This window comes from Martinezella lusitana (assembly GCF_014207095.1).
GTDB classification, from domain to species: domain Bacteria; phylum Pseudomonadota; class Alphaproteobacteria; order Rhizobiales; family Rhizobiaceae; genus Rhizobium; species Rhizobium lusitanum_B.
This window is the reverse complement of the sequence record NZ_JACHBG010000006.1, coordinates 205,126-228,806: the sequence shown is the minus strand read 5'-3', so window position 1 is coordinate 228,806 and position 23,681 is coordinate 205,126. Positions and strand designations below refer to the sequence as shown.

Annotated in this window: 20 protein-coding genes; 10 read left to right on the top strand and 10 right to left on the bottom strand. The window is 61.1% G+C overall.

Translation table 11 applies throughout. From position 1 onward, the window contains the following. Positions 1-8 precede the first annotated feature (8 nt). Both GGD46_RS15650 and GGD46_RS15645 read left to right on the top strand, forming a co-directional pair. A complete protein-coding gene (locus GGD46_RS15650; protein ID WP_246806321.1) occupies positions 9-1,190 on the top strand; it encodes an amino acid ABC transporter permease in 1,182 nt (393 codons plus the stop codon). Continuing rightward, positions 1,187-2,257: an amino acid ABC transporter permease gene (locus tag GGD46_RS15645; protein ID WP_184705386.1), complete on the top strand. Its 1,071-nt coding sequence runs from the start codon at positions 1,187-1,189 to the stop codon at positions 2,255-2,257. The genes GGD46_RS15650 and GGD46_RS15645 overlap by 4 nt, the downstream gene beginning before the upstream one ends. A gap of 39 nt (positions 2,258-2,296) precedes the next feature. Here GGD46_RS15645 and GGD46_RS15640 read toward each other — a convergent pair whose 3' ends face one another. The 9 genes from GGD46_RS15640 to GGD46_RS15600 form a co-directional block, all read right to left on the bottom strand. Beyond that, positions 2,297-2,719 carry a DoxX family protein gene (locus GGD46_RS15640; protein WP_184705384.1) on the bottom strand — a complete coding sequence of 141 codons (423 nt, stop codon included), beginning with the start codon at positions 2,717-2,719 and terminating at the stop codon, positions 2,297-2,299. A gap of 776 nt (positions 2,720-3,495) precedes the next feature. After that, on the bottom strand, positions 3,496-4,722 hold the full coding sequence (locus GGD46_RS15635; RefSeq protein ID WP_184705382.1) for an MFS transporter: 1,227 nt from the start codon (positions 4,720-4,722) through the stop codon (positions 3,496-3,498). A gap of 134 nt (positions 4,723-4,856) precedes the next feature. Next, positions 4,857-6,245, bottom strand: coding sequence for a dihydrolipoyl dehydrogenase (gene lpdA, locus GGD46_RS15630; RefSeq protein ID WP_184705380.1), 1,389 nt, complete (start codon positions 6,243-6,245; stop codon positions 4,857-4,859). A 4-nt stretch (positions 6,246-6,249) separates the two neighbouring features. Beyond that, a complete protein-coding gene (locus tag GGD46_RS15625) occupies positions 6,250-7,554 on the bottom strand; it encodes a dihydrolipoamide acetyltransferase family protein (RefSeq protein WP_184705378.1) in 1,305 nt (434 codons plus the stop codon). A gap of 2 nt (positions 7,555-7,556) precedes the next feature. Continuing rightward, positions 7,557-8,570 (bottom strand): alpha-ketoacid dehydrogenase subunit beta, encoded by a 1,014-nt coding sequence (locus tag GGD46_RS15620; protein WP_184705376.1) that lies wholly within the window; start codon positions 8,568-8,570, stop codon positions 7,557-7,559. Position 8,571: 1 nt separating this feature from the next. Next, a complete protein-coding gene (locus GGD46_RS15615) occupies positions 8,572-9,804 on the bottom strand; it encodes a 3-methyl-2-oxobutanoate dehydrogenase (2-methylpropanoyl-transferring) subunit alpha (protein WP_184705374.1) in 1,233 nt (410 codons plus the stop codon). 69 nt (positions 9,805-9,873) lie between these two features. Further along, complete coding sequence (locus GGD46_RS15610; protein WP_184705372.1) at positions 9,874-11,001, bottom strand: acyl-CoA dehydrogenase family protein; 1,128 nt, start codon at positions 10,999-11,001, stop codon at positions 9,874-9,876. Positions 11,002-11,026: 25 nt separating this feature from the next. Further along, positions 11,027-12,214, bottom strand: coding sequence for an acetyl-CoA C-acyltransferase (locus GGD46_RS15605; RefSeq protein ID WP_184705370.1), 1,188 nt, complete (start codon positions 12,212-12,214; stop codon positions 11,027-11,029). Between the two features lie 140 nt (positions 12,215-12,354). Continuing rightward, the gene (locus tag GGD46_RS15600; RefSeq protein WP_184705368.1) at positions 12,355-13,122 is read right to left on the bottom strand and encodes a 3-hydroxyacyl-CoA dehydrogenase; all 768 of its coding nucleotides are present in this window, start codon (positions 13,120-13,122) and stop codon (positions 12,355-12,357) included. A gap of 196 nt (positions 13,123-13,318) precedes the next feature. On the opposite strand from GGD46_RS15600, the gene GGD46_RS15595 reads away from it, so the two are divergent. The 3 genes from GGD46_RS15595 (at position 13,319) to GGD46_RS15585 (ending at position 16,377) form a co-directional block, all read left to right on the top strand. Continuing rightward, positions 13,319-14,326 (top strand): AraC family transcriptional regulator, encoded by a 1,008-nt coding sequence (locus tag GGD46_RS15595; protein WP_184705366.1) that lies wholly within the window; start codon positions 13,319-13,321, stop codon positions 14,324-14,326. 151 nt (positions 14,327-14,477) lie between these two features. Then, entirely contained in the window at positions 14,478-15,131 is a 654-nt protein-coding gene (locus tag GGD46_RS15590; RefSeq protein WP_184705364.1) for an HAD hydrolase-like protein, read from the top strand. Between the two features lie 211 nt (positions 15,132-15,342). Beyond that, complete coding sequence (locus tag GGD46_RS15585) at positions 15,343-16,377, top strand: polysaccharide deacetylase family protein (RefSeq protein WP_409527686.1); 1,035 nt, start codon at positions 15,343-15,345, stop codon at positions 16,375-16,377. 38 nt (positions 16,378-16,415) lie between these two features. Here the strand turns inward: GGD46_RS15585 and GGD46_RS15580 are convergent, their stop codons facing one another. Further along, complete coding sequence (locus GGD46_RS15580) at positions 16,416-17,390, bottom strand: LysR family transcriptional regulator (protein WP_210325587.1); 975 nt, start codon at positions 17,388-17,390, stop codon at positions 16,416-16,418. Between the two features lie 154 nt (positions 17,391-17,544). On the opposite strand from GGD46_RS15580, the gene GGD46_RS15575 reads away from it, so the two are divergent. From GGD46_RS15575 to GGD46_RS15555, 5 genes are all read left to right on the top strand, one after another. Beyond that, a complete protein-coding gene (locus GGD46_RS15575) occupies positions 17,545-18,609 on the top strand; it encodes a maleylacetate reductase (RefSeq protein WP_184705621.1) in 1,065 nt (354 codons plus the stop codon). Between the two features lie 37 nt (positions 18,610-18,646). Beyond that, entirely contained in the window at positions 18,647-20,296 is a 1,650-nt protein-coding gene (locus GGD46_RS15570; protein ID WP_184705358.1) for a bifunctional 3-(3-hydroxy-phenyl)propionate/3-hydroxycinnamic acid hydroxylase, read from the top strand. Further along, positions 20,293-21,366, top strand: coding sequence for an alpha/beta hydrolase family protein (locus tag GGD46_RS15565; RefSeq protein WP_184705356.1), 1,074 nt, complete (start codon positions 20,293-20,295; stop codon positions 21,364-21,366). The genes GGD46_RS15570 and GGD46_RS15565 overlap by 4 nt, the downstream gene beginning before the upstream one ends. 14 nt (positions 21,367-21,380) lie before the next feature. Then, the gene (locus tag GGD46_RS15560; RefSeq protein WP_184705354.1) at positions 21,381-22,256 is read left to right on the top strand and encodes an intradiol ring-cleavage dioxygenase; all 876 of its coding nucleotides are present in this window, start codon (positions 21,381-21,383) and stop codon (positions 22,254-22,256) included. A 537-nt stretch (positions 22,257-22,793) separates the two neighbouring features. Then, a complete protein-coding gene (locus GGD46_RS15555; RefSeq protein WP_184705352.1) occupies positions 22,794-23,621 on the top strand; it encodes a transporter substrate-binding domain-containing protein in 828 nt (275 codons plus the stop codon). Positions 23,622-23,681 lie beyond the last annotated feature (60 nt).

The following is a 23,681-nucleotide window of genomic DNA, read 5'->3' as shown; positions in this document are numbered from 1 at the left end:
AGCTGCAGATGCATTCTCGTCACGTGGGGTCGGGCTTTTCGAAGCCCGGCCCCCTTCGCCGTGTTCGCCTCTGGCTCGGTCCCGCGCCTGCAGCGCAGGCGGCCGTCCTGTTGGCCTTGGGCGCGGTGCTCTGGTATTTCGGCGCCAACATCGTCGCCACCATGCATCGGCTCGGCATCGAGCCCGGTTTCGCGTTCCTGTCGCAACGGGCAAACTTTGAAATCGGCGAGAGCCTGATTGCCTATTCGTCGTCGGACAATTATGGGCGGGCGCTGCTTGCCGGACTTGTCAACACCATCTACGTCGCGTCCGTCGGCTGCATCATTGCGACACTTCTTGGCATTGCGCTCGGCGTTGCGCAGATGACCCGCAACCTCATTCTGACCTCGTTTGTTCGCTGCTATATCGAGATCTTTCGCAACACGCCGCTCCTGCTGCAACTCTTCCTCTGGAGCGCGATTTTTCACAACCTTCCCGCCGCCCGCCGCGCGACGGAAATAGCCGGCACCTATCTCAGCAATCGTGGCGTCTATATTCCAAAGTTCGTGCTTGCCGGAAATGCGCCTGTCGCAAGCATCGGGCTCGCCTTGCTATGTGGACTTGTCGTAGCCGTTGCACTGCGGCGCCTGCTTCTCGGCCGTCCCTTCTATGCCACCCAGATCAGCCTGGCGACCGTCATTGCCGCAACGGTGACCTTTTGGCTTACCGGGGGCAGCGTCGATCTCGACCTGCCGATCAAAGGCGGCTTCAACATATCGGGCGGGCTATCGCTGAGCCCCGAATTTGCAGGCCTGCTTGCCGGTCTGGTTTTCAATTCGGCGGCAACCATTGCCGAGATCGTGCGCGGCGGGATCCAATCGGTGCAGAACGGGCAATGGGAGGCGGCTCGCTCTCTGGGTCTGCGCCCCGGTCACATCATGCGCCTGATCGTGCTCCCACAGGCGTTACGGGTGATAACGCCGTTGATGACGTCGAGCTATCTCGATCTGACGAAGAATTCCAGTCTTGCCGTTGCGATCGGCTATCCGGATCTGGTGAACGTCGGCAACACGACCGCCAATACCACCGGACAGACGCTCGAAGCGATTACGATTATCGCGGGGGCTTATCTGACGCTCAACCTGATCGTCTCGCTCGCCATGAATCTCTTCAACAGGCACATCACGCGGAGAGGGAACCGGCGTCAATGAGTGAATTGCAGATCGGCCTCTCCCGACGGCGTCGACGTCAGATTTCGAAAGGTCTTTTCGACAACTGGCCGAACGCCATCATAACCATCATCAGTCTCGCAATCCTGCTTTGGATGACAGCTCCTCTCCTGCGCTGGGTGGGTAGCGCCGCGATCTGGGGCGGAACCGGCAGCGACTGCAGTGCCGAAGGTGCCGGCGCCTGCTGGGCATTCATTATCGCAAAGTTCCGCTTCATCGTCTTTGGATTCTATCCCCCTGTATTGCAGTGGCGCCCCGCACTCGCGATCGTCTGTATTCTCGCGTTGCTTTTCATGTCGGCCGACCCGAGATCCTGGGGTTTCAAGCTGCTGATATTCTGGCCGATTGTGCTGGTGCTGGTTTGGCTTCTCATGGCAGGGGTCGTCGTTTCACCACCCGTGCCGACCAATCAATGGGGCGGGCTGCCGATAACCCTCCTTGTGTCGGTCATCGGTCTTGCAACTGCTTTTCCGGTCGCGCTGCTTCTGGCCTTGGCGCGCCGTTCGTCGATGGGCATCCTGCGCGTGCTTGCCGTGGCGTTTATCGAATGCTTGCGAGGTATACCCCTCATTGCCGTACTATATGTCGCCATGTTGATCCTGCCGATGGCCTTGCCGAACGGGGCTTTGCTCGACAAGCTGCTGCGGGCGCAAATCGGCATTACGCTGTTCGTCTCCGCCTATCTGGCAGAGGTCATCCGGGCTGGCTTGCAATCGATCCCTTCGGGCCAGCTCGAAGCCGCTTACTCCCTGGGCCTCGGCTATTGGCGCACAACACAGCTTGTCGTTCTCCCGCAGGCTTTGAGGGCGGTCATTCCGGCCATCGTCAATCTCTCGATAGGAATCTTGCTCAGCACGTCGCTGCTGGCTGTCATCGGCATTTCGGATCTGTTGAACACCGGCAAGATCGCGGCAACCGATCCCGTATGGCTCGGCTTCTACACTGAAGCTTACGTATTTACCGGCGCGATCTATTTCGCAATCAGCTTTGCAGCCTCCCGGTATAGTTTGTGGCTGGAGCGCCGGCTTGCCGCGGGAAAAACGCATTAGTACCGAAAGCGGCGCTTCAGCCGGCGCAACCCCACACACTCACGCCTTGGCCGGCCAAGCCGTCCTGAGGGCAAGCACTTTGCCCGGCCCGTGGACGGCCGCAAAGAACAGCCCAGCCAGGAAGGTGAAATGGTCGACGAAGAAGCCAAACTCAGCTTGGTTGGCGGCCCAGTGCGCCGGGCCATGAAAGGAGAATCCGAGAAAGACGACATAGATGGCCGCAACAATCGCTGCCGGAGTGAAGAAAGCGCCGGACAGGAAAGCGGCAACCAGCAACACCTCCAGGATCGCAGCACACCAGGCCAGAAACAGCGCGAATGGAAATCCCGCGGCGGCGATGTAGCCGGCAGTCGCCCCCATATCCATAAACTTGAATGAGACCGCCATCAGAAAGACGGCGGCAAAGATCAGGCGAGCGATGAGGATGGCGGCAGTCTGCCAGGCCGATTGAGCATTTTCCACGATGTTCCTCCAAATTGAAGCGGTTGATACTTCTAAGACGATGGAGAATGACCGATCCCGACGTCGGAGTCGGATTTTTTTCAAGCTGTGCAAGACTTCTTTGCATATCCGCCAGCTCGCTCGCTGTCGCACCGCCCCAGGCCGAAGGAACGGGTCGGCCTCAAGTTTGCGAGGGACATGATGCTGGCGATGGCAGTTTCTTAACGCATCGCGTCGACATCTCTATGCCACATCAACATGGAAGACATGTGCCACGCCGGATTCATGCCCGTTTTAACGGTTGACAAATACTAAGCTGAACTTATCATTAGGGTGCTGAATTAGATTGACCTCCGGTCCAGCAAAAGGCGGCCCAGTTTTTCCCTAGACTGGACCGCTTTTGTTTTTTTGGAGACTGGATCGAGCTTGCGTGCCGCAGATGGCCGTGCGCTGCACGCGACGCCTGGAATTGCGACCGGGCTGTGCCGGAACAAACGGCCGGGCTCCCTGGAAGAAATAAGTGTCCGACGACACATGGTGAGGCATGGCTATCGCCGTCGGACACTGTGCTGTCCCGGCCTGAGGTGGCATCCAGACCGGCAGTTCGAATATTAGCATCTGCAACGAGCTTAACGACCTGCCCGGATGGGCAGGACCACGTTGGTTCGATCCCACCTGCTCCTGCAACGATCAATGGCGACGAAGCATTTGCAGAAGAGGTGCTTGGGGCTTCCACCCGAGCGCGAGAGAAGCAAGAAGATAGAGTGCGCTCACAATTTTAGGAGAGGCGGAAAAGCTTACGTCGCATCGGGCAATTGCTGCAATTTCGGCACGCTGGATCCCACGATGACCAGCAGCTGGACGGCAAAGCAGCCGACCGACGCAACCAGACAGGCGGTCACTCCGGAATGCGCGGCAACAGCGGCCCCGATTGCGGCGCCGAGTGGCCGTGCCCCGAGGGTCGCCGTCATGATGAACGCGGAAACGCGTCCGAGCATGGAATTGGGTGTCACCGCCTGCCGAAGCGTCATCGTCGAAATCGTCCAAAGGATCGGCCCGGCACCAAAAAGAAAGAAGCTCAGGCCGGCGACCCAGACAGAGGGCAGCCATAAGGTCAACAGCATGGTGAATGCCGCCGCGAACCCGGCGATCGGTCCGATCAAGATTGTGGTGCCGAAGGATATCCGACGTGCCAATGCAGGTGCGGCAAGCGCCCCTGTGATCATGCCGCCGCCGTAGATTCCGAGGGTGACCCCGACCTCAGTGGCCGTCAAGCCGAGATTTTGTACTGCATAGGCGACATAGATCGCCTGGAGAACGAACCAGCCGATGTTGAAGAAAACGGCAGTGACGAGGATCGGTCGCAGGAGATCGTGGCGCAGAACGAAACCGGCCCCTTCTCTGAGATCGTGAAGCAGGTCGCGTTTGTGCTTGGCCACGACCCCATCCCGAGGAAGACCGGCGAGACAGAAAACGGCCAAAAGCGAGAGCGTGGTGGCGAGCACATAGGCGGCGGGCGCCCCGGTCCACCCCACAAGAGCGCCACCGAGCGCCGGCCCCGCCGTAAATGCGGCGCTTCGCGCAAGCTCAAGCCAGCGATTGGCGTCCGAAAGTTGCGCGCGCGGCACTTGAGAGGCGACGAGCGCCGGTGCAGCGACGCTAAAACATACCGTGCCGATCGCTCCGACAAAGCCGAGAACCGCAAGCAACGGCAGGTTCATCACGCCGAGCAACAAGAGAGCAACAATCGCCGCCAGCGACAGCGCACGCAGCAACTCCGATGCGACCATCAGCTTGCGTCTCGACGCATGATCCGCGGCGAGGCCGGCCGGAATGGAAAGCAGAAGGAAGGGCAGCGTCTGGGCAGTCTGCAGCCATCCCGTTTCGGAAGGCCCCGCGGACAGGAGCAGGACGGCTGCGAGCGGCGCTGCGGCAAGCGCAATCTGTTCGGAGAATTGCGCAAGCAGATTGGACCAGCCGATGCGACGGAACGCATCGGAAAAAGATGGGACGGAGCTGTTCACGGGGATCCTCGTTGACGTGGTTTCGCCGACAAGATCGATCCGTTTTCAGGCCGAAACCACCCGTTTCCTGCCCGTCTTCATCTTCGAGATGCGCGCCTCCCGTTCCCCCTCACGCAGGCTCACGAACCTCCCCATCAAATGTGGAGGGCGTGGCCGAGCGCTTTCAATGCGGCTTCCTGCAGACCTTCGCTGCGTGTTGGATGAGCATGAATGGTGCCGGCAATGTCTTCCAGCCGCGCTCCCATCTCGAGTGCCAGAGAAAAACTGCTCGAGAGCTCCGAGACACCGGCGCCGACAGCCTGCAAACCGAGAACCAGGTTCGTATCCATGCGCGCCACGGCGCGGACGAAACCATCTTCGGCCTGGGTCGTCATTGCGCGGCCATTGGCACTGAGCGGGAAGAGACCGACGCGAACTTCATAGCCCTGCGCGCGGGCCTCGTCGGGAGATAGTCCAGCAGTCACGATCTCAGGATCGGTGAAGCATACGGCCGGGATGGCACGCTTGTCCCAGACGCGTTTGCGACCGGCAACGATCTCGGCAACCATTTCACCCTGCGCCATGGCGCGATGGGCGAGCATCGGCTCGCCGGTGACGTCTCCGATCGCGTAGACGCCGCGCATGGAGGTGCGGCAGTGCTCATCGATACGGATGAAGCGGCCGGCGCGATCGAGATCGAGCTCTTCGAGGCCCCAACCTTCGGTACGCGGCTTGCGGCCAACGGTGACAAGCACCTTGTCCGCGGTGATACGCTCCTCCTCACCGCCGGCGGTCTCGATCACCAGCGCTTCCCCCGAATAGGCCTTTGCTTTCGCCCCGGTCAGCACCCTTATGCCGAGTTCACCCAAACGCTTGGCGACCGGCTTGACGAGCTCGGCATCATATTGCGGCAGGATCTGCTGGGTTGCCTCGACCACTGTGACATCAGCACCCAACTTCGCAAAAGCCGTGCCGAGCTCCAGGCCGATATAGCCGCCACCGACGACGGCGAGCTTGCTTGGAACGTTTGTCAGCGAGAGCGCTTCGGTGGACGAGAGGATCGCGCCGCCGAAGGGCAATGATGGCAATTCGACCGGCTCGGATCCGGTCGCGATGACGACCGCCTCCGCACGGATGACCTGTGTCCCTGTCTCGGTCTCGACCTCGACGGTCTTGCCGTCGCGGAATTTCGCCTGCCCATGCACGATCTTAACCTTGGCCTTGCGCAGAAGACCGAGCACGCCGCTGTTTAACCGGCCGACGATGCCATCTTTCCAGCGAATGGTCTGAGCAAGATCGAGCTTCGGCGCCTCGACCGTGATGCCGAGCGCATTGGGGCTCGCCATGTGAGTGACCTTCTCGAATTCTTCAGCCGCATGGATGAGCGCCTTCGACGGAATGCAGCCGATGTTCAGGCAGGTACCTCCGGCCTTCGTCGATTCGACGATGACGGTATCGACACCGAGCTGGCCGGCACGAATGGCGCAGATATAGCCCCCGGGGCCGGCACCGATGACGAGGAGCTTGCAGACGATTTCTTTCATGTCATCAACCTTCGATGAAGATCAGTGCGGGGGTTTCGAGCAGCGCCTTGATCCGCTGCACAAAAACAGCCGCGTCCCAGCCGTCGACGATCCGATGGTCGAAGCTCGACGACAGGTTCATCATCTTGCGCGGGATGAATTGCGTGCCGTCCCAGACCGGCCGGGTCATGATCTTGTTGACCCCAACGATCGCCACCTCCGGGTGGTTGATGATCGGCGTGGTAACGATGCCGCCGAGCGCGCCGAGCGAGGTAATCGTGATCGTGGAGCCGGAAAGTTCCTCCCGGGCGGCCGTGCCGTTGCGGGCGGCATCGGCGAGGCGCGAGAGTTCGGCGGCGACGTCCCAGATCGACCGGGCCTCTGCATGCCGGACGACGGGTACGGTAAGACCGGATGGCGTTTGCGTGGCGATACCGATGTGGACGGCACTGTAGCGGGTGACGACACCGGCATCGTCGTCGAAGGTGGCATTGACACCAGGCTGCTCGCCAATGGTCTTGACCAGTGCCCGCATCAGGAAAGGCAGGATGGTCAGCTTCGGCTGATCAGGCTTGCGGCCGGCATTCATCGTCGCGCGCAGATCCTCAAGATCGGTGACATCAACCTCCTCGACATAGGTGATGTGCGGAATGCGTGAACTCGCGAGACGCATCTTCTCGGCAATGCGGCGACGCAGGCCGGTGACCTTGATCTCTTCGGTAGCAGTCTTGCGGGCAAGCCCCGTTGCAGCAACCGGGGCCGGTTGGGCGCCGCGTGCGATGAACTGGTCGAGATCCTCATGGCCGATACGCCCTGCCGGGCCTGTGCCGATAACCTGGCGCAGGTCGATGCCGGCCTCCTGAGCGCGCAAGCGCACGGCAGGAGACGCCAAAGGTCGCTCAGCCGCCTCGCGAGCGACGGGACGCTCTATGGATTTTTCCGGCTCGGCGATCTTTGCTTCAGCGGCCTGTCTCGCTGGAGACGATGCGGCGTGTTTCGTCTCTGCGGGCCGGTCACCGACCGCCTCGGCTTTCACTACTGGCTCAGTCGCGACAGGGGAAGCCGCCTCCGCTGCATCCCCATCCTCTCCGGCAATCCGGATACGCAGGAGCGGTGCCTTGACGGCGACCGTGTCTCCGACTTCGGCGCCAAGCCAAAGCACGACGCCCTCGACAGGAGACGGGATTTCAACCGTCGCCTTGTCCGTCATGACGGCTGCCAACACCATGTCCTCGCGAACCGGATCGCCGGGCTTGACGTGCCATTCCACGAGTTCCGCCTCAGCTACACCTTCACCCACATCGGGCATCTTGATGACGAACTCACCCATCTTCAGCCCTCCATCACTTCTTTCAAGGCCCGGCCGACGCGGGCTGGACCGGGGAAATAGTCCCATTCCTGGGCGTGCGGATAAGGCGTGTCCCAACCGGTCACGCGCACGATCGGCGCCTCGAGACTATAGAAGCAGTATTCCTGAACCAGCGAGGCGATTTCGCCGCCGAAACCGGAGGTCAGCGTCGCCTCATGCACAACGACGCAGCGGCCGGTCTTCTTCACCGACTGAACGATCGTATCGAGGTCGAGCGGCAGAAGACTGCGCAAATCGATCACCTCGGCATCGATCCCCGTTTCTTCCGCTGCGGCGAGCGCCACATGCACCATCGTGCCATAGGCGACAACGGTCACCGCGCTGCCCGCCCTGCGGATTTCCGCCTTGCCGATCGGGATCGTGTAGTGCCCTTCCGGAACCTCACCGAGATCATGTTTCGACCAGGGCGTGACCGGCCGCTCGTGATGACCGTCGAAGGGGCCGTTGTAGAGCCGCTTCGGTTCGAGGAACATCACCGGGTCCGGATCCTCGATCGCCGCGATCAGCAGGCCCTTGGCGTCATAGGGATTGGAAGGCACGATCACCTTCAGTCCGCAGACATGGGTAAACAGTGCTTCCGGGCTCTGACTATGCGTCTGTCCGCCGAAAATACCGCCGCCCGTCGGCATGCGCACGACGATCGGGCAGGTGAAGTCGCCGTTGGAGCGATAGCGGATGCGCGCCGCTTCCTGAGTGATCTGGTCGTAGGCCGGATACATGTAGTCGGCGAACTGGATTTCGACGCATGGCTTCAAGCCATAGGCGGCCATGCCGATTGCCGTGCCGAGAATGCCGGATTCATTGATCGGCGCATCGAAGCAGCGGGTCTTACCATACTTGGCCTGGAGCCCCTGCGTGGCGCGGAAGACGCCGCCGAAATAGCCGACGTCTTCGCCGAAGATGACGACATTGTCATCTCGTCCCATCGAGACATCCATGGCGCTGCGCACCGCCTCGATCATTGTCATTCTTGCCATGTCAGTAACCTGCCTTCTGCCGCTGGCGGCGGATATGGGCGGGCATTTCCGCATAGACGCCCTCGAAAATGTCGCGCACCGACGGCTTGCCGCCAGCATGGAGGGTGCCGTGGCTTTCGGCCTGCTTCTGTGCCTCGATAACTTCATCGAGCACTTCGGCTTCCGCCTGGGCGTGGCGCTCTTCCGACCAGACGCCGCGCACGATCAGATGCTTCTTCAATCGCAACACCGGATCGCCGAGCGGCCAGGCTTCGGACTCGGTTTTCGGACGATAGGCGCTCGGATCATCCGATGTGGAGTGGGCGCCGACGCGGTAGGTGACATATTCGATCAAGGTCGGGCCGAGATTGCGCCGGGCGCGCTCCGCCGCCCATTTGGCGACGGCATAAACGGCCAGATAGTCGTTGCCGTCGACCCGCAGCGCCGGGATGCCGAAGCCGAGACCGCGGGCGGCAAAGGTGCCGGAGCCGCCGCGGGCAATTCCCTGGAAGGTCGAAATGGCCCACTGGTTGTTGACGATGTTGAGGATGACGGGCGCCTTGTAAGTGGAGGCGAAAACCAGCGCGGAATGGAAATCGGATTCGGCTGTCGAGCCGTCGCCGATCCAGGCGGCAGCGATCTTGGTGTCGTTCTTGATGGCCGACGCCATGGCCCAGCCAACGGCCTGGACATATTGGGTGGCCAGATTGCCGGAGATGGTGAAGAAGCCATGGTCCTTCGACGAGTACATGATCGGCAGCTGTCGGCCACGCAGGGGATCCGCCTCGTTCGAATAGATCTGGTTCATCATCTCGACCATCGGATAGTCGTCGGCGATCAGAAGACCCGCCTGACGGTAGGTCGGGAAATTCATATCCCCCTTGTTCAGCGCCTTGCGGAAGGCGGAACTGACCGCCTCCTCGCCAAGATGCTGCATGTAGAAGGAGGTCTTACCCTGACGCTGCGCCATCAGCATGCGGGCATCGAAGGCCCTGAGCTTCATCATGTTGCGCAGGCCGGTCAGAAGCTCCTCATCGGAGAGCAGTCCTGCCCAGGGGCCGACGGCCTCGCCATCACGGTTGAGCACGCGGATAATGGAATAGGCAAGATCGCGGATTTCTTCGGGCGCCACATCGACCGATGGCCGAGGAACGGATCCGGCTTTCGGGATCTTGACATTGGAAAAGTCCGGTTGACCACCCGGCCGGACCGCCGGCTCGGGGACGTGCAGGCTCAGATTTGGAACCTCGTTCATGCCCTGTCATACCTCCATTGTCGGCCGCACCGCCCGTTGCTCCCCACGACGACTGCGACCACAAACATCCTACAAATTGCGTGCGATAACGATGCGCTGAACGTCGCTCGTTCCCTCATAGATCTGGCAGATGCGAACGTCGCGATAGATGCGCTCCACCGGATAATCCGACATGTATCCGTAACCGCCATGGATCTGGATCGCGTCGGAACAGACCTTTTCGGCCATTTCCGAGGCAAACAGCTTGGCCATCGACGCTTCGGTGAGACAGGGCTGCCCCTCCTCCTTCAGCTGGGCCGCATGCAGCACCATCTGGCGGGCCACCTCAATCTGGGTCGCCATGTCCGCAAGCCGGAAGGCAACCGCCTGATGATCGATGATCGGCGTGCCGAAAGCCGTGCGCTCGCGGGCATAATCGCGCGCCGCCTCGAAAGCCGCTCGCGCCATGCCGACGGACTGCGACGCAATGCCTATGCGTCCGCCTTCGAGATTCGACAGGGCGATCCTGTAGCCGTCACCCTCCTCGCCGAGCCGGTTTTCGGCAGGCACGCGCATGCCGGTAAAGGCGATCTGGCATGTGTCGGATGAGTGCAGGCCGAGCTTGTGTTCGACGCGCACCACCTCGTAGCCGGGCGTATCGGTCGGCACGATGAAGGCGGAAATACCCTTCTTGCCGGCGTTGGCGTCGGTGACGGCAAAGACGATGATGACATTGCCGTTCTTGCCCGAGGTGATGAACTGCTTGGCGCCGTCGATGACATAATGATCGCCGTCGCGGCGAGCCCGGGTCTTCAAGTTGGAGGCATCCGAGCCCGCCTGCGGCTCCGTGAGAGCAAAGCCGCCGATCCATTCGCCGCTTGCCAGTTTCGGCAGGAAACGCTGCTTCTGCTCTTCACTGCCGTATTTCAGGATAGGTACGCAGCCGACGGAGCTGTGCACACTCATGATGGTCGAACAAGGGCCGTCACCGGCGGCGATTTCCTCCAGCGCCACAGCATAAGCCATCACGCCAGTCTCCGAGCCGCCATAGGCTTCGGGCACGAGCATGCCGAGAAAACCGAGTTCACCCATCTCCTTGAGTTCCTCGCGAGGGAAGCGGCTCTTCTCGTCTCGCTCGGCCGCACCTGGAGCCAACCGCTCGCGGGCGAAATCACGCGCCATGTCACGGATCTGGATCTGGTCTTCGCTCAGCATCATGTCGCGATCTCCTCCTCGAAACCGGTCAATTCAGTTCAACGGCCATCGCGGTCGCTTCGCCGCCACCGATGCAAAGCGTGGCCATGCCGCGCTTCATGTCATAGCGCTTCAATGCGGAAAGCAAGGTAACGAGCACGCGTGCGCCGGATGCCCCGATCGGATGGCCAAGCGCGCATGCGCCACCGTGAACATTGACCTTGTCATGCGGCAGGTCGAGGTCGCGCATGGCCGCCATGGCGACAACGGCAAAGGCCTCGTTGACTTCAAACAGATCGACGTCCCGAAGGTTCCAGCCGGTGCGCTCACTCAGCTTTCGCAGCGCGCCTATCGGCGCAGTCGCAAAGAGATTGGGCGCCTGGGAATGCGTGGCATGGCCGACGATCGTTGCAAGCGGGGTGATGCCCTCGCGCTCCGCCTGGGACCGACGCATGAGCACCAGCGCAGCGGCTCCATCGGATATGGACGAGGCGTTTGCCGCAGTCACTGTGCCGTTTTCACGAAATGCCGGCTTCAACGTCGGAATCTTCTCAAGTTTTGCCTTGCCGGGCTGCTCGTCGCGGCTGACGACCAGCTCCGACCTCCCTGCCTTCACGGTGACGGGTATGATCTCGGCGTCGAACGCTCCGTCCTCGATGGCGTTGCGAGCCCTGGTCAAGGAAGTCACGGCATAGTCGTCCTGCGCGGGACGAGTGAACTGGTAGGCTTCAGCGCAATCCTCGGCAAAGGTTCCCATGAGGCGTCCCTTGTCATAGGCATCCTCGAGCCCGTCCAGGAACATATGGTCGATCACACGGCCATGCCCGAGCCGGTAGCCGCCGCGGGCGCGATCGAGCAAGTACGGCGCATTCGTCATGCTCTCCATGCCACCGGCAACCGCGATCGATGCGCTGCCGGCGGCGATGAGATCATGCGCCAGCATGACGGCCTTCATTCCGGAGCCACACATCTTGTTGACGGTGGTTGCCCCCGCCGCAAACGGCAGCCCCGCCGCGATTGCGGCCTGCCTGGCCGGAGCTTGCCCCTGACCGGCCGGGAGAACGCAGCCGAAAACCGTCTCTTCGACGGCATCCGGGCTGATACCGCCGCGGTCGAGCGCAGCGCGGATTGCAGCGGCGCCGAGTTCGGCTGCGGTGGAATCCTTTAAGTCGCCCTGGAAGCCGCCGATTGGCGTACGCGCCGAGCCAACGATAACGATCGGATCCTGCTGCGTCATATCAAAACCTCCCGTAGTGAGCCTTTATCAGAGCATGATGCCGAAACATGTGAGCGCTTTTCGGAGGACATCATGCTCTACCTCTTTGATATTGGAGCGAATTCAGATTTTGGGTCGAACGGACCCAAAATCATCCGGCGCTAATGTGATGCCATGCGCAAGGCTCCATCCAGACGGATGACTTCGCCATTCAGCATGACGTTCTCACAGATGTGGCGTACCAAGGCGGCGAATTCCACCGGCTTGCCGAAGCGCTGCGGGAAAGGCACGCTCTTGCTCAGCGAATCCTGTACCTCCTGGGGCATGCCAGCCATCATTGGCGTCTCGAAAATGCCGGGCGCGATGGCGACGACCCGGATGCCGCTGCGAGCCAGCTCACGGGCTATGGGCAGCGTCATGGCGGCGACACCGCCCTTGGAGGCGGCATAGGCCGCCTGGCCGATCTGTCCATCGAAGGCGGCAACCGAGGCGGTATTGACGATGACGCCCCGCTCGCCGTCTACATCCGGCTCCTGCTTTGCGATTGCCGCGGCGGCGAGGCGGATCATGTTGAATGTGCCGATGAGATTGATGCCGATCGCACGGCTAAAGCTGTCGAGCCGGTGCGGGCCGTTGCGACCGATCACCTTCTCACCGGGAGCGATGCCTGCGCAATTGACCAGCCCATGCAAATGACCGAAGCGTTCCAGCGCCAAGTCGATGGCAGCCTGGCCATCGCTTTCCTGCGTCACATCGGTCTGGATGAAGGCAGCGGCGGCTCCCAGCTCGTTGCGGATGGCTGCGCCGGCATCCGCATTGACGTCGGCGATGACGACGTTGGCGCCATCACCCGTGAGCATGCGCGCGACCGCGGCCCCGAGGCCCGAACCGCCACCGGTAACGACAAAAGTCTTGCCGCGGATCAACATGGTCGCTCTCCTCTAGCCCAGTCGATTTCAGCTGAGGGCCTCCACACGTCATGCGGTCGCCCGCAATATCGTATCCCCCATGATGACGCGATTTTCCCCGCGCCTTGCCTTACTCTATCTCCGCTCGATATTGCATTCGATGACAAAAGCGTCTCAAACCATCGGCCAGTTTTACCATGTTTCATAGGGCATGACGATGACGGAAGCCGCACGGCGGATGATATCACCTTTTTTCGTGGAGGAAGCGCTCGACTGCTTACGGCGACAGGGAAAATCGTCCGAGCGGCTGCTGACGGCGCTCGGCCTCCCCACCCGCGTCGACGCGCCGATATCAGCCGAAAGCTACGGCGCTCTCTGGCTCGCCATCGCCGCCGAAATCGACGACGAGTTCTTCGGCATGGGCGGCAGGCCCATGCATCGCGGCAGCTTTACGCTGCTCTGCCATTGCATCCTCCACGCGAAAACCCTCGACCAAGCACTGCACCGAGCTTTGCGGTTTTTGAACATTGTATTGGAAGATCCGAAAGGGCATATCGAAGTGGCCGACGGGCTGGCGCATGTGGTGCTGACCGATTTGACCGGCGCGCGCTCGGCTTTCGCCTATCGAACATACTGGATATTGCTGCACGGCATCGCCTGCTGGCTCATCGGCCGCCGCATCCCTCTGCGTATGGTCGATTTTCGCTGCGACGAGCCGGATCATGGCGCCGACTACCGGCAATTCTTCGGGGCGCCCGTGCGCTTCTCGCAGCCGGTCAGCAGGCTCGCATTCGATGTCTCCTTGCTCAAACTCCCGGTAACACGCAGCGAGCAGGCCCTGAAGCAGTTTCTGCGCAATGCGCCGGCCAATATCCTCGTGCGCTATCGCTACGACGCAGGCCTTGCGGCAAGCGTGCGCAAGCGGCTCAGGCAATTGCCGCCTGCATCCTGGAAGGCATTCGATGAGCTGGCTGCGCAAATGCGCATGTCGCCTTCGACCCTGCGCCATCGCCTGCATGCCGAGGGCCAGAATTACGCTGCGATCAGAGATGAGATCCGCCGCGACCTTGCGATCGAGATGCTGCAAACGACCGAATTCGGTGTCGGAGAGATCGCCACACGCCTTGGCTTTTCCGAACCAAGCGCCTTCCATCGCGCATTTCGAAAGTGGACGGCAAGAAGCCCCGCTGCATTTCGCAGGGAGATGTCGGCACAGAAACGCTGACCATGATCGAGAGCACCCGCAGGCCAACCGTATGGTTTGGGAAAAGCAGCGCTGCCACCATCACATTGCCGCTGGCCTCCGTTGACCCACGGCCACGATATCAGCATTTATGAACAACCTATTTTGACCCACATCAAGAAAGCGAGTTCTCGTGCCTCACACCGCTTCCAACCTCCTTCTCGATCTCGACGGAACGCTGGTCGATTCCCAACCGGGTATCCTGTCCAGCTGCCGTGCGGCGCTGCGTGCCCTCGGCCACGAAACTGACCCAGAGATGGATATCCGCTCGATCATAGGACCGCCTATCGAGGATGTGATGCGGTATCTTCTGAGCTCATTCGGTGATGACCGTGTCGCTGAGGCTGTCGACGCCTACCGCGCCGACTACGGGGATCGGGGCCTTCTCTTGAGCGAACTCTATCCCGGTATCCGCGAGACGCTAGTCGAGCTGCATTCCCGAGGCGTCCGCCTCCTTCTTGCGACGTCGAAGCGACAGACTTTCGCGCAGCGCATTCTCGACAATCATGGATTGTCGGACCGCTTCCAGGGCATATATGGCTCCGTGCCCGGCGCCGGCCTGGATCATAAGCCGGAATTGCTGGCACATATTCTCAAGGATACCGGGCTGGCAGCCGAGGACTGCCTGATGATCGGCGACCGGAAATTCGACATTATCGGTGCCCACGCCAACCGGATGCGCGCCGTCGGCGTTCTTTGGGGCTACGGAAACCGGGACGAGCTTGAAGCCGCGGGAGCCGACCTGATTATTGACAATCCAACCGAGTTGAGAACGCTCGCCCGATAAGCACATGGAAGGCGCAACGATTTCAACCACGGCGACCGCCTCACGGCCGCCCATTGTCCCGTGGCTCACCTATGGAGCTGCTGCGCCGTCACATCGAGACGCCGCAGCGCTCCATGCGCTTCACCGAGAGTGATTGTTCGCGATACACGCAATACTGTTGCAACCCTCGCGCTTTAACCTCACATTGATATGTCGAGAAGTAACGAAGCCAGTGAAGTCGATTCAGAGAAAAAGCACAGGCACTGCGAGGGGCCTGCGATCCCTATTTCGGTGGGCGATAGCGAGCGCCGTGGCGCTTACTGCTGTTTCATATCACGCCGGCGCTCAGGCCTTGCGGCAGGAGCCGTGCTCCGCGCCATCGCAGCGAAGCGTGGCGATTACCTTCGACGATCTTCCCTACAGCATTGCCGGCGACCCTGAAGCCCAAAACACGCTGGACGCCGCAAGAGACGCAAACGCATCGATACTGGCAGCTCTGGACCACCGTCGCGCGCCCGCAACCGGGTTTGTGGTTGAGAGACGCGTGCGGGCATTGGGACAAATGGGAGAAATCCTGCTCGCGCCGTGGAATCAAGGACACCTGGAATTGGGCAATCATTCCTTCGGCCATAGGGATAGCAACGACCTCAGCCTTGACGAATTCCGCCGCGAGGTGACCGACGGGGAAGCAACCATCGATCCGATGGTGCGGAAGGCTGGGCGATCGCTCAGGTTCTTCAGGTTTCCCTACAATCATGTCGGCGACACCGCCGATCGGCGGGAGGCCTTTGAAACGGTACTCAGAGAGCGCGGCTACCGAATAGCAGCGTCGACGATCGATACGTCCGACTATCTTTTCGACGCCGCCCATGAACATGCGCTGACTGTTGGCGACGAGGACATGCGCCAACGCATCGAAACCGCCTATCTGGACTATAGCCGCACCGAAATCGCCTATTATGCCGATCTCAACAGGCAGGTTCTCGGCTGCGAGCCCCCGGCGGTCATGCTGCTCCACCTGAACCGCATCAACGCATCGGTCATGGATCGATTGCTCGAAATTTTCCAGGCGTCCGGCTACCGCTTTGCATCGCTCGACGAGGCGCAGGCCCATCCGGCCTATGCCAGTTCGCCCCGGTTCGTAACCAAGTTCGGACCGATGTGGGGATATCGCTGGGCGCGCGATCAGGGCGTGAAAGTTGACGGCAGCAAGGAGCAGGAGCCACCGGCATGGATCGTGTCATACGGTAAAACGCCTACTCCCTGATCGAGCCGGAACCGCCGACAAGTCGAAGTCGCAAGCCCTCAATCTGTTGAGTTGGGCCGCTCGGCAATTCCGCCAAGCCCGCAATGAAGCGCATAGCGCTCCATCTCTGGTTTCAGGCCGGCAAATGCGGAGAGGACATGCATCTTGAGCTGCAGTGCAGCCGGCCCCGGTGGCATCAGCTTTGATTGCACGAAGCCCAGGGCGCGCGGCACACCGCTCGGCAGTAACGGCAGTGCTGTAATATTGTCGGTGTCCCGTCGGGCAAAAACCACGCCGAAGGGAAGCACTGCCAAACCGTCCGAATTGGCGAGATGCGCCAAGATCCCGGCCAAGGAGGCGCCGGAGAAATTGATGCGCACATGTTCGGCACCGAGGTTGATCAATGCAGTTCTGAGATCGGTACTCAGCGGACTGCCGGCGGGCGGTTCTACCCAGGGATACTGCAGAAGGTCGGCGGGCCGAAGCGCCTTGGAAGCCAGAAGCGGATGACCGGCGCGACAGGCGATGACATTGCGCCCGGTCAGGATCGGGTCGAAGGTCAGGTCGCCATCGGCAAAAACCTCGACGGGGCAGATGGCAAGATCGAGTTGCCCCGTCCTGATCTTCTCGGCAAGGCTCGCCGTATAGCCATAGACCTGCTCGATCCGGACATTGGGTCGCGTTCTTTGGAAGCTTCCGACCATCGCCGAAACGAGCGCATCCATGAAGAACGGTGTGCCCCCAATCCTGATGTCGCCGCGCTCACCGCGTCGGAATGACTCGGCAACATCGCTCGCCCGCGCCGTGGCGCGCCGCACGGCCGCACCAAGATCGGCAAGATCCCGGCACAGAGGCGTTGGCTCCATGGGGCGACGATTGCGCAAGAAGAGCGGCTCGCCAAGCCGTTTTTCCAGATAGGCGATCGTGCGTGAGAGACCAGGCTGTGTCATGCCGAGCGTTGCCGCAGCCTCCGAGAGGCCGCCGGCATCGACGATAGCCCAGATCTGCAGCAGATGGCGCGGATCGATCTGCAAGACCGCATCTCCCCTCAGTGTCATCTCTTCATAACATACCATACTGGTATGTTGTCATTAAACATCATTATTCGAATTTATCTCGGCCCGGAGCTACAGTCTCTTTCAATCAGAGTGACCAGCCACAACGGTATATCCGCAACTAGGGGAGGAACTGATGAGACCATTCAATTATCAGGGATCGCCAGCAAAGATCCTTTTCGGCGCCGGTATGCGGAAGCAGGTCGCCCAAGCCGTTGCCGACTTGGGCTGCAGGCGGGCGCTTGTCCTTTCCACTCCGCAGCAAGCCAAGGATGCCGAGACCATTGCCGCATTGCTGGGGGAGCGCGCCGTCGGAACCTTTGCGCAGGCGACCATGCATACGCCAGTGGAGATCACCGAACTGGCACTTCAGGCGATGCGGGACAGCGGTGCGGACTGCACCGTCGCCTTCGGCGGCGGCTCGACCACCGGGCTTGGCAAGGCCATCGCCTATCGTCTCGATACGCCGCAAATCGTTATCCCCACCACCTATGCCGGCTCCGAGGTAACGCCGATCCTTGGACAAACCCAGGCGGGCCGCAAGGAAACCGTGCGTGCGGCCTCCATCCTGCCGGAAGTGGTGATCTATGATCCGGAACTGACACTCGGCCTGCCCGTTCCGATGACGGTAACCAGCGGTCTTAACGCCATGGCGCATGCCGCCGAAGCGCTTTATGCCCGCGATCGCAATCCTATTTCATCGCTGATGGCAGTCGAGGGGTTAAGAGCGCTTGCCGAAGCCCTGCCGCAAATAACGGAAGCGCCACGAGATCTGTCTGCGCGAAGCGCCGCGCTCTACGGCGCCTGGCTCTGCGGCACGGTTCTGGGCACGGTTGGTATGTCACTACATCACAAGCTCTGCCACGTGCTCGGCGGGACGTTCGATCTGCCCCACGCAGAGACCCACGCAATCATCCTGCCGCACGCCATCGCCTTCAATGCGGGGGCAGTTGCTGCCGAGCTGCAGCCGATAGCCGAGATTTTCGGTACAACCGCGCCGGGCGCGGCACTGCATGACTTCGCGGTCAGGATCGGCGCGCCAACGGCGCTCAAGGACATCGGATTGCAGGAGGCGGACCTCGACCGCGCCGCCGAGATCGCCACGGCCAACCCCTATTGGAATCCGCGGGAAGTGACACGCACCGATATCCGCCAGTTGCTGGCGGCGGCGTGGCGAGGAGATGCTCCGACGACCTGAGTGCAGGGGCCGGAAATATCGGATACGGGAGGAAAACATGAGCCAATCAACAACCTCGGCGCCAGCCGAGCGCCGAGACGTCGCCATCATCGGATGCGGACCTGCCGGCCTCATCGCCGCTTCGCTTCTTGGCCAGGCCGGGCATCAGGTGATCGTCATCGAGCGCTGGCCCGAACCCTACGGCCTACCCCGCCTCAGCCATATCGATGGAGAGACGGCGCGTCTCGTCGCTTCGGCGGGCGACATCGATCATGCGCTTCGCGATGCAAAGGCGATCGACACCTATCACTACCTTGACGATCAGGGAAACATCCTGATCGACCTCGACTGGAAGGGCAAGCAATGCGGCTTTCCCGCCCATATTTCGATCTTCCAGCCGGAGATCGAGGATGCTGTCTATGCCCGCGCCACCTCGCTGCCGAACGTCGAGTTTCTGCGCGGCTGGGAAGTTTCGAAGCTTGAGCAACGGGACGACCAGGTTCTTGTGGTAGCCCGCCCCTGGGACGGATCGTGGAAAACAGTTTCCGGCGACGGTGAAAATCTCCGCCGCATCGAGGTCGACTATGTCATCGGCGCCGACGGCGCCAACAGCTTCACGCGCCGCGCGCTCGGCGTGGAACGGCATCAATATGGTCACCACGAACGCTGGCTGAATCTCGATTCGGAATATGTCAGGGATCTGGGCGACCGCTTTGCCATTATCTCGATTTACTGCGACCCGGCACGCGCGCATATGTACATGCCGATCGGCAAATCCCGCGTGCGGTTCGAGATGCGCGTGCTGCCGGGTGAGGAAACCAGTTATTGGGAAGACATCAAGAACGGGCTTGCCTGGCTGCGCGACCAGCACGGCGTCGGGCTGGATGAGATCAGGCCAATCCGCAACGTCGTCTACACCTTCGATCCGGCAATCACCAAGAGTTGGAAAGAGGGGCGCATCATGTTGGTGGGCGATGCTGCCCATACGATGATGCCCTATATGGGCCAGGGCGCCTGTTCTGCTATCCGCGACAGCGCCAACCTGGCCTGGAAGCTGGATCTGGTGCTTCAGGGCAAGGCAGGCCCGGAGCTTCTGGACACTTACGAGGCGGAAAGACGCCCGCACGTCACGCAGATCACCGAGATGTCAACAATGCTCGGCAAGGTCGCCAACGAGGACGATCCGCAGAAGGTCGCCGAACGCAACGCGCTCTTCCTGTCGGGCAAGATGCCGCCACCGCCGCCATTCCCCAAGGTCGAGACCGGTGTCGTTCGCGTCGAGGCAGACGGCGGCCTTCACGCTGCGACCGGCGCACCGACGCCACAGGGCCGAGTGCGGCTTCAAGGGCATGAGGGCATGATGGATGAGGTGGCCGGCCGCGGTTTCATGATCGTCAGCCACGCCGATCCGGCTCGCTATCTCGACTCGGAAAGCCTCTCCTTCTTCGAACAGATCGGCGGCCGCTGGATCATCGTCGGCGACAGCGACGCCGCTCCGGATCATGCCGCGGACCTTGATGGTGTCCAGCTGGACTTCCTGAATACAAACGGCTTTGCGGCCTATCTTCGCCGCCCGGATTTTTTGATGTATGGCGCAGTCCGCCAGCTCGGCGACCTACCCGACTTGTTGCGTGACTTGCGCGACAGCCTGCATTGGCAAGGCAGGCCGACGCTGACCCATGAGGCGATGATGGAGGCACGGGCGTGACGGACGATCTCGTCGTCAAGGCGAACCTCGCTCACCAACGCGCCATGGCCATGACCAGGCTTCTGGATTGCGGTATGGACTATGCGGATGCAAGCCGCCTTCATGCGCGCGCTTCGGAGGGTGAACCCTGGGACGTAATCGCCGAAGCCATCGCTGCCGAGCGCCTGGCACAGGCCGACAGAGCCGAAGCCGAAGGACGCGTCGTCACGGCGGCCGAGGCGCGGCGGCGCGGCATCGCGGCGCTGGTCTTCGCGCAGATGGCCTTTAATTTCGACGAGCCCCGCAAGGTCGAATTGTACCGCAAGCTGATTGCCGCTTGCGGACGGCTCGGCCCCGTCTTCGATCTGCCTTTCGAGCGCGTCGAAACGGAGTTTTCCGAGAAGCGCCTGATCGGCTGGCTGGTGCGCCCGGCGAGCCTAGCGGCACGTGGCACCGTCATCCTTTTCGGCGGGCAAAGTGGTTGGGGCGCAGCCTATCTTCCGCTTGCCCGGGAGCTTGCTCGGCGCGGCCTCGCCACCATCCTGGCCGAGGGACCGGGCCAGGGTGAGACCAGGATCGAACAGGGGCTCTATCTTCAAGAAGGCATAGAAGCCGCCTTCGGTCGCTGGGTCGATTTCATCGTGGCCGACCCCTCGCTTGGCACGCCCGGTATCTGGGGCAACAGCTATGGCGGGCTGTGGGCCGCCCGAACGGCAAGCAGCGACAGCCGGATCGGCGCCTGCTGCATCAACGGCTCCTTCGCCCGGCCGGCTATCCTGCCATTCCGTACGGCCTTCGAGCAGAGCGCTGCGATGATAGGCAGCGAAGACCGAGCGGTGATCGAGGCCGTGATGGCGAAGTTGCGTTTCGACCCGACGCAACAGCGCATAGCATGCCCGCTTCTCATCCTGCATGGTGGCGCGGATCCGCTCGTGACGCTGGAAGATCAACAGCCGTTCCTCGATGCCGCCACCGGCGAGGCGGTGCTGCATGTCTGGCCCGATGGCGAGCACACGATATACAATCACAGCTTCGAAAGAACTGCGCTCGTCGCCGACTGGTTTGCGGCGCGGCTTGGCCCGGCGGCGTGAGGGAGGAACAACATATGACCGGTTATTTTACCGAAGAAAACTCCGTCGACGCCGTCAACTGCCGGATGGGGGATGCGGCCTCGCCGCGCATGCAGAAGGTGATGACAAGCCTGGTTCGTCATTTGCATGATTTCGTCAAAGACGTCGAATTGACCCAGCAGGAATGGGAGATCGCCATCGACTTCCTCACGCGTACGGGCAAAACCTGCACCGATACGCGGCAGGAATATATCCTGCTGAGCGATGTGCTCGGCCTATCCATGCTGATCGATGCCATTGGCAATCGCCGTCCCGCCGGTGCGACGGAGAACACTGTTTTAGGCCCATTTTATGTAGCCAATGCGCCGGTCCGAGAGAAGGGCGAGAGCATCAGCCTGGATGGCAAGGGGGAAAGCTGCCTCTTCGAAGGGCGGGTGATCGACCTCGATGGCAACCCCGTCCAAGGCGCGATGATCGATGTGTGGTCTGATAACGCCGACGGATTTTACGATGTGCAACAGCCGGAGCTACAGCCGAAATGGAACAATCGCGGCCGCTTCGTCACGGATTCCGACGGCGCCTATAGCTTCGTTGGCATCAAGCCGGTCAGCTACCCCATTCCCGACGACGGGCCTGTCGGCGAGCTTCTTGCTGCCCTCAGCCGCCACCCTTACCGCCCGGCCCACATGCATTTCCTGGTGACAGCGTCGGGCCATCAAAAGATCGTCACGCATATTTTCACAGGCGGTGATGCCTATCTCGAATCCGATGCCGTCTTCGGCGTCAAATCTTCGTTGATCGCCGACTTCGAGCGCAGCGAAGGCTTAAACAAGTGGCACGCCTCTTTCGACTTTGTCATGGTACCGGAGGACCTGTCGGCCCCCAAAGCATCGAGCGCCATGGACGGCTGAGCATCCGCAAAACAAGATAACTATAGATCAGACATGCCGCCCAGTCCGCGGGTGGCCAAATTCTCGAGGGGTCAGCGCTCACCCGCAGGCCCCTCATTATGACCTCATATTGCAAAGAACAGTCCACCATCACGGCAAGGCCTCATGCCGTCTCAACGCGCCCGCAGGGCTTCAAGCCGGCGGCCCTTTCAGCAAAACGCGATCAATCCGTTCGGCGCCCATATCCCTGGATGTTCCCGGCGTCTGCCGAGTTTTTTGATGCCGCCCCTCTTCATTTAGTCCCGCAATCGAAGCCACAACCCATCCATTGATGCACCAAAAGACATAAACTCGTCTGACAGCTTGCCTCGATGATCTTCACCGCTTTGCTGATGAGTTATGCCCCCGAGGACAGTTATGCCCGGAATTCATTAGTTACTTCCGAGCTATCATTAACTTTCCGAGACAGGACTCTTGACACCCCGCGCCTGATGCAATCTAGTTCAGTTGTCAGACATCTTACATAAGGTGGAACAAGTGTCTGGCATTGGAGGATCTATGAACAATTTCTTGAAAGGTATGGCGATCGCTGCGGCGGCGTTCGCCATGGTATCCGTTGCGCACGCCGGTACAACACTTGACCGCGTCTTGTCGAAGAAGAGCATGGTGGTTGCGACGAACAGCGGTTGGCCGCCACAGAGCTTCCTCGACGACAACAACCAGATGGTTGGATTTGATATCGACGTCTCCCGGGAGATCGGCAAGCGCCTGGGTGTCGAAGTCAGTTTCCAGACGCCTGAATGGGCAACCCTTACGGGCGGTCACTGGCAAGGGCGCTATGACGTCGGCGTCGGCTCCGTTACGCCCACCAAGTCGCGTGCTCAGGTCATCGACTTTGCTGGCATCTACTACTACAGCCCCTATGTCTACGTCGTACACAAGGACAGCCCGCTGAAGACCGTTGCCGATCTCAACGGCAAGGTTATCGGCGTCGAGACTGCGACGACCTCGGAAGATTTCATTCGCCGCAATCTGCAGATCGATGCGCCCGGCCTGCCGCCGGTCCAATATAAGGTCGAGCCCGGCGAAGTCCGCACCTTTGCCGACTCCATGCTGCCGTTTGACGATCTGCGCCTCGGCCCAGGCGTACGTCTCGATGCCGTCATAGCACCGGAACAGACAGCCCAGAACGCCATCAAGAATGGCTATCCGCTGCGCGTCATCGCGGGCGAATATGCCTTCCGCGAACCGCTCGTCATCATTGCGGAAAAAGGCGATGCGGAATGGACTGCCAAGGTCGGCGAGATCATCAAGCAGATGAAGGCAGACGGCACGCTCGGGACGCTTACCAAAAAGTGGTATGGCGCCGACTATAGCGTCGACTGATCGCAAATGGGTCGGGGCGGCGCCCTGCCCTGACCTGCCTCCTTTCCAGATTACCTTGAA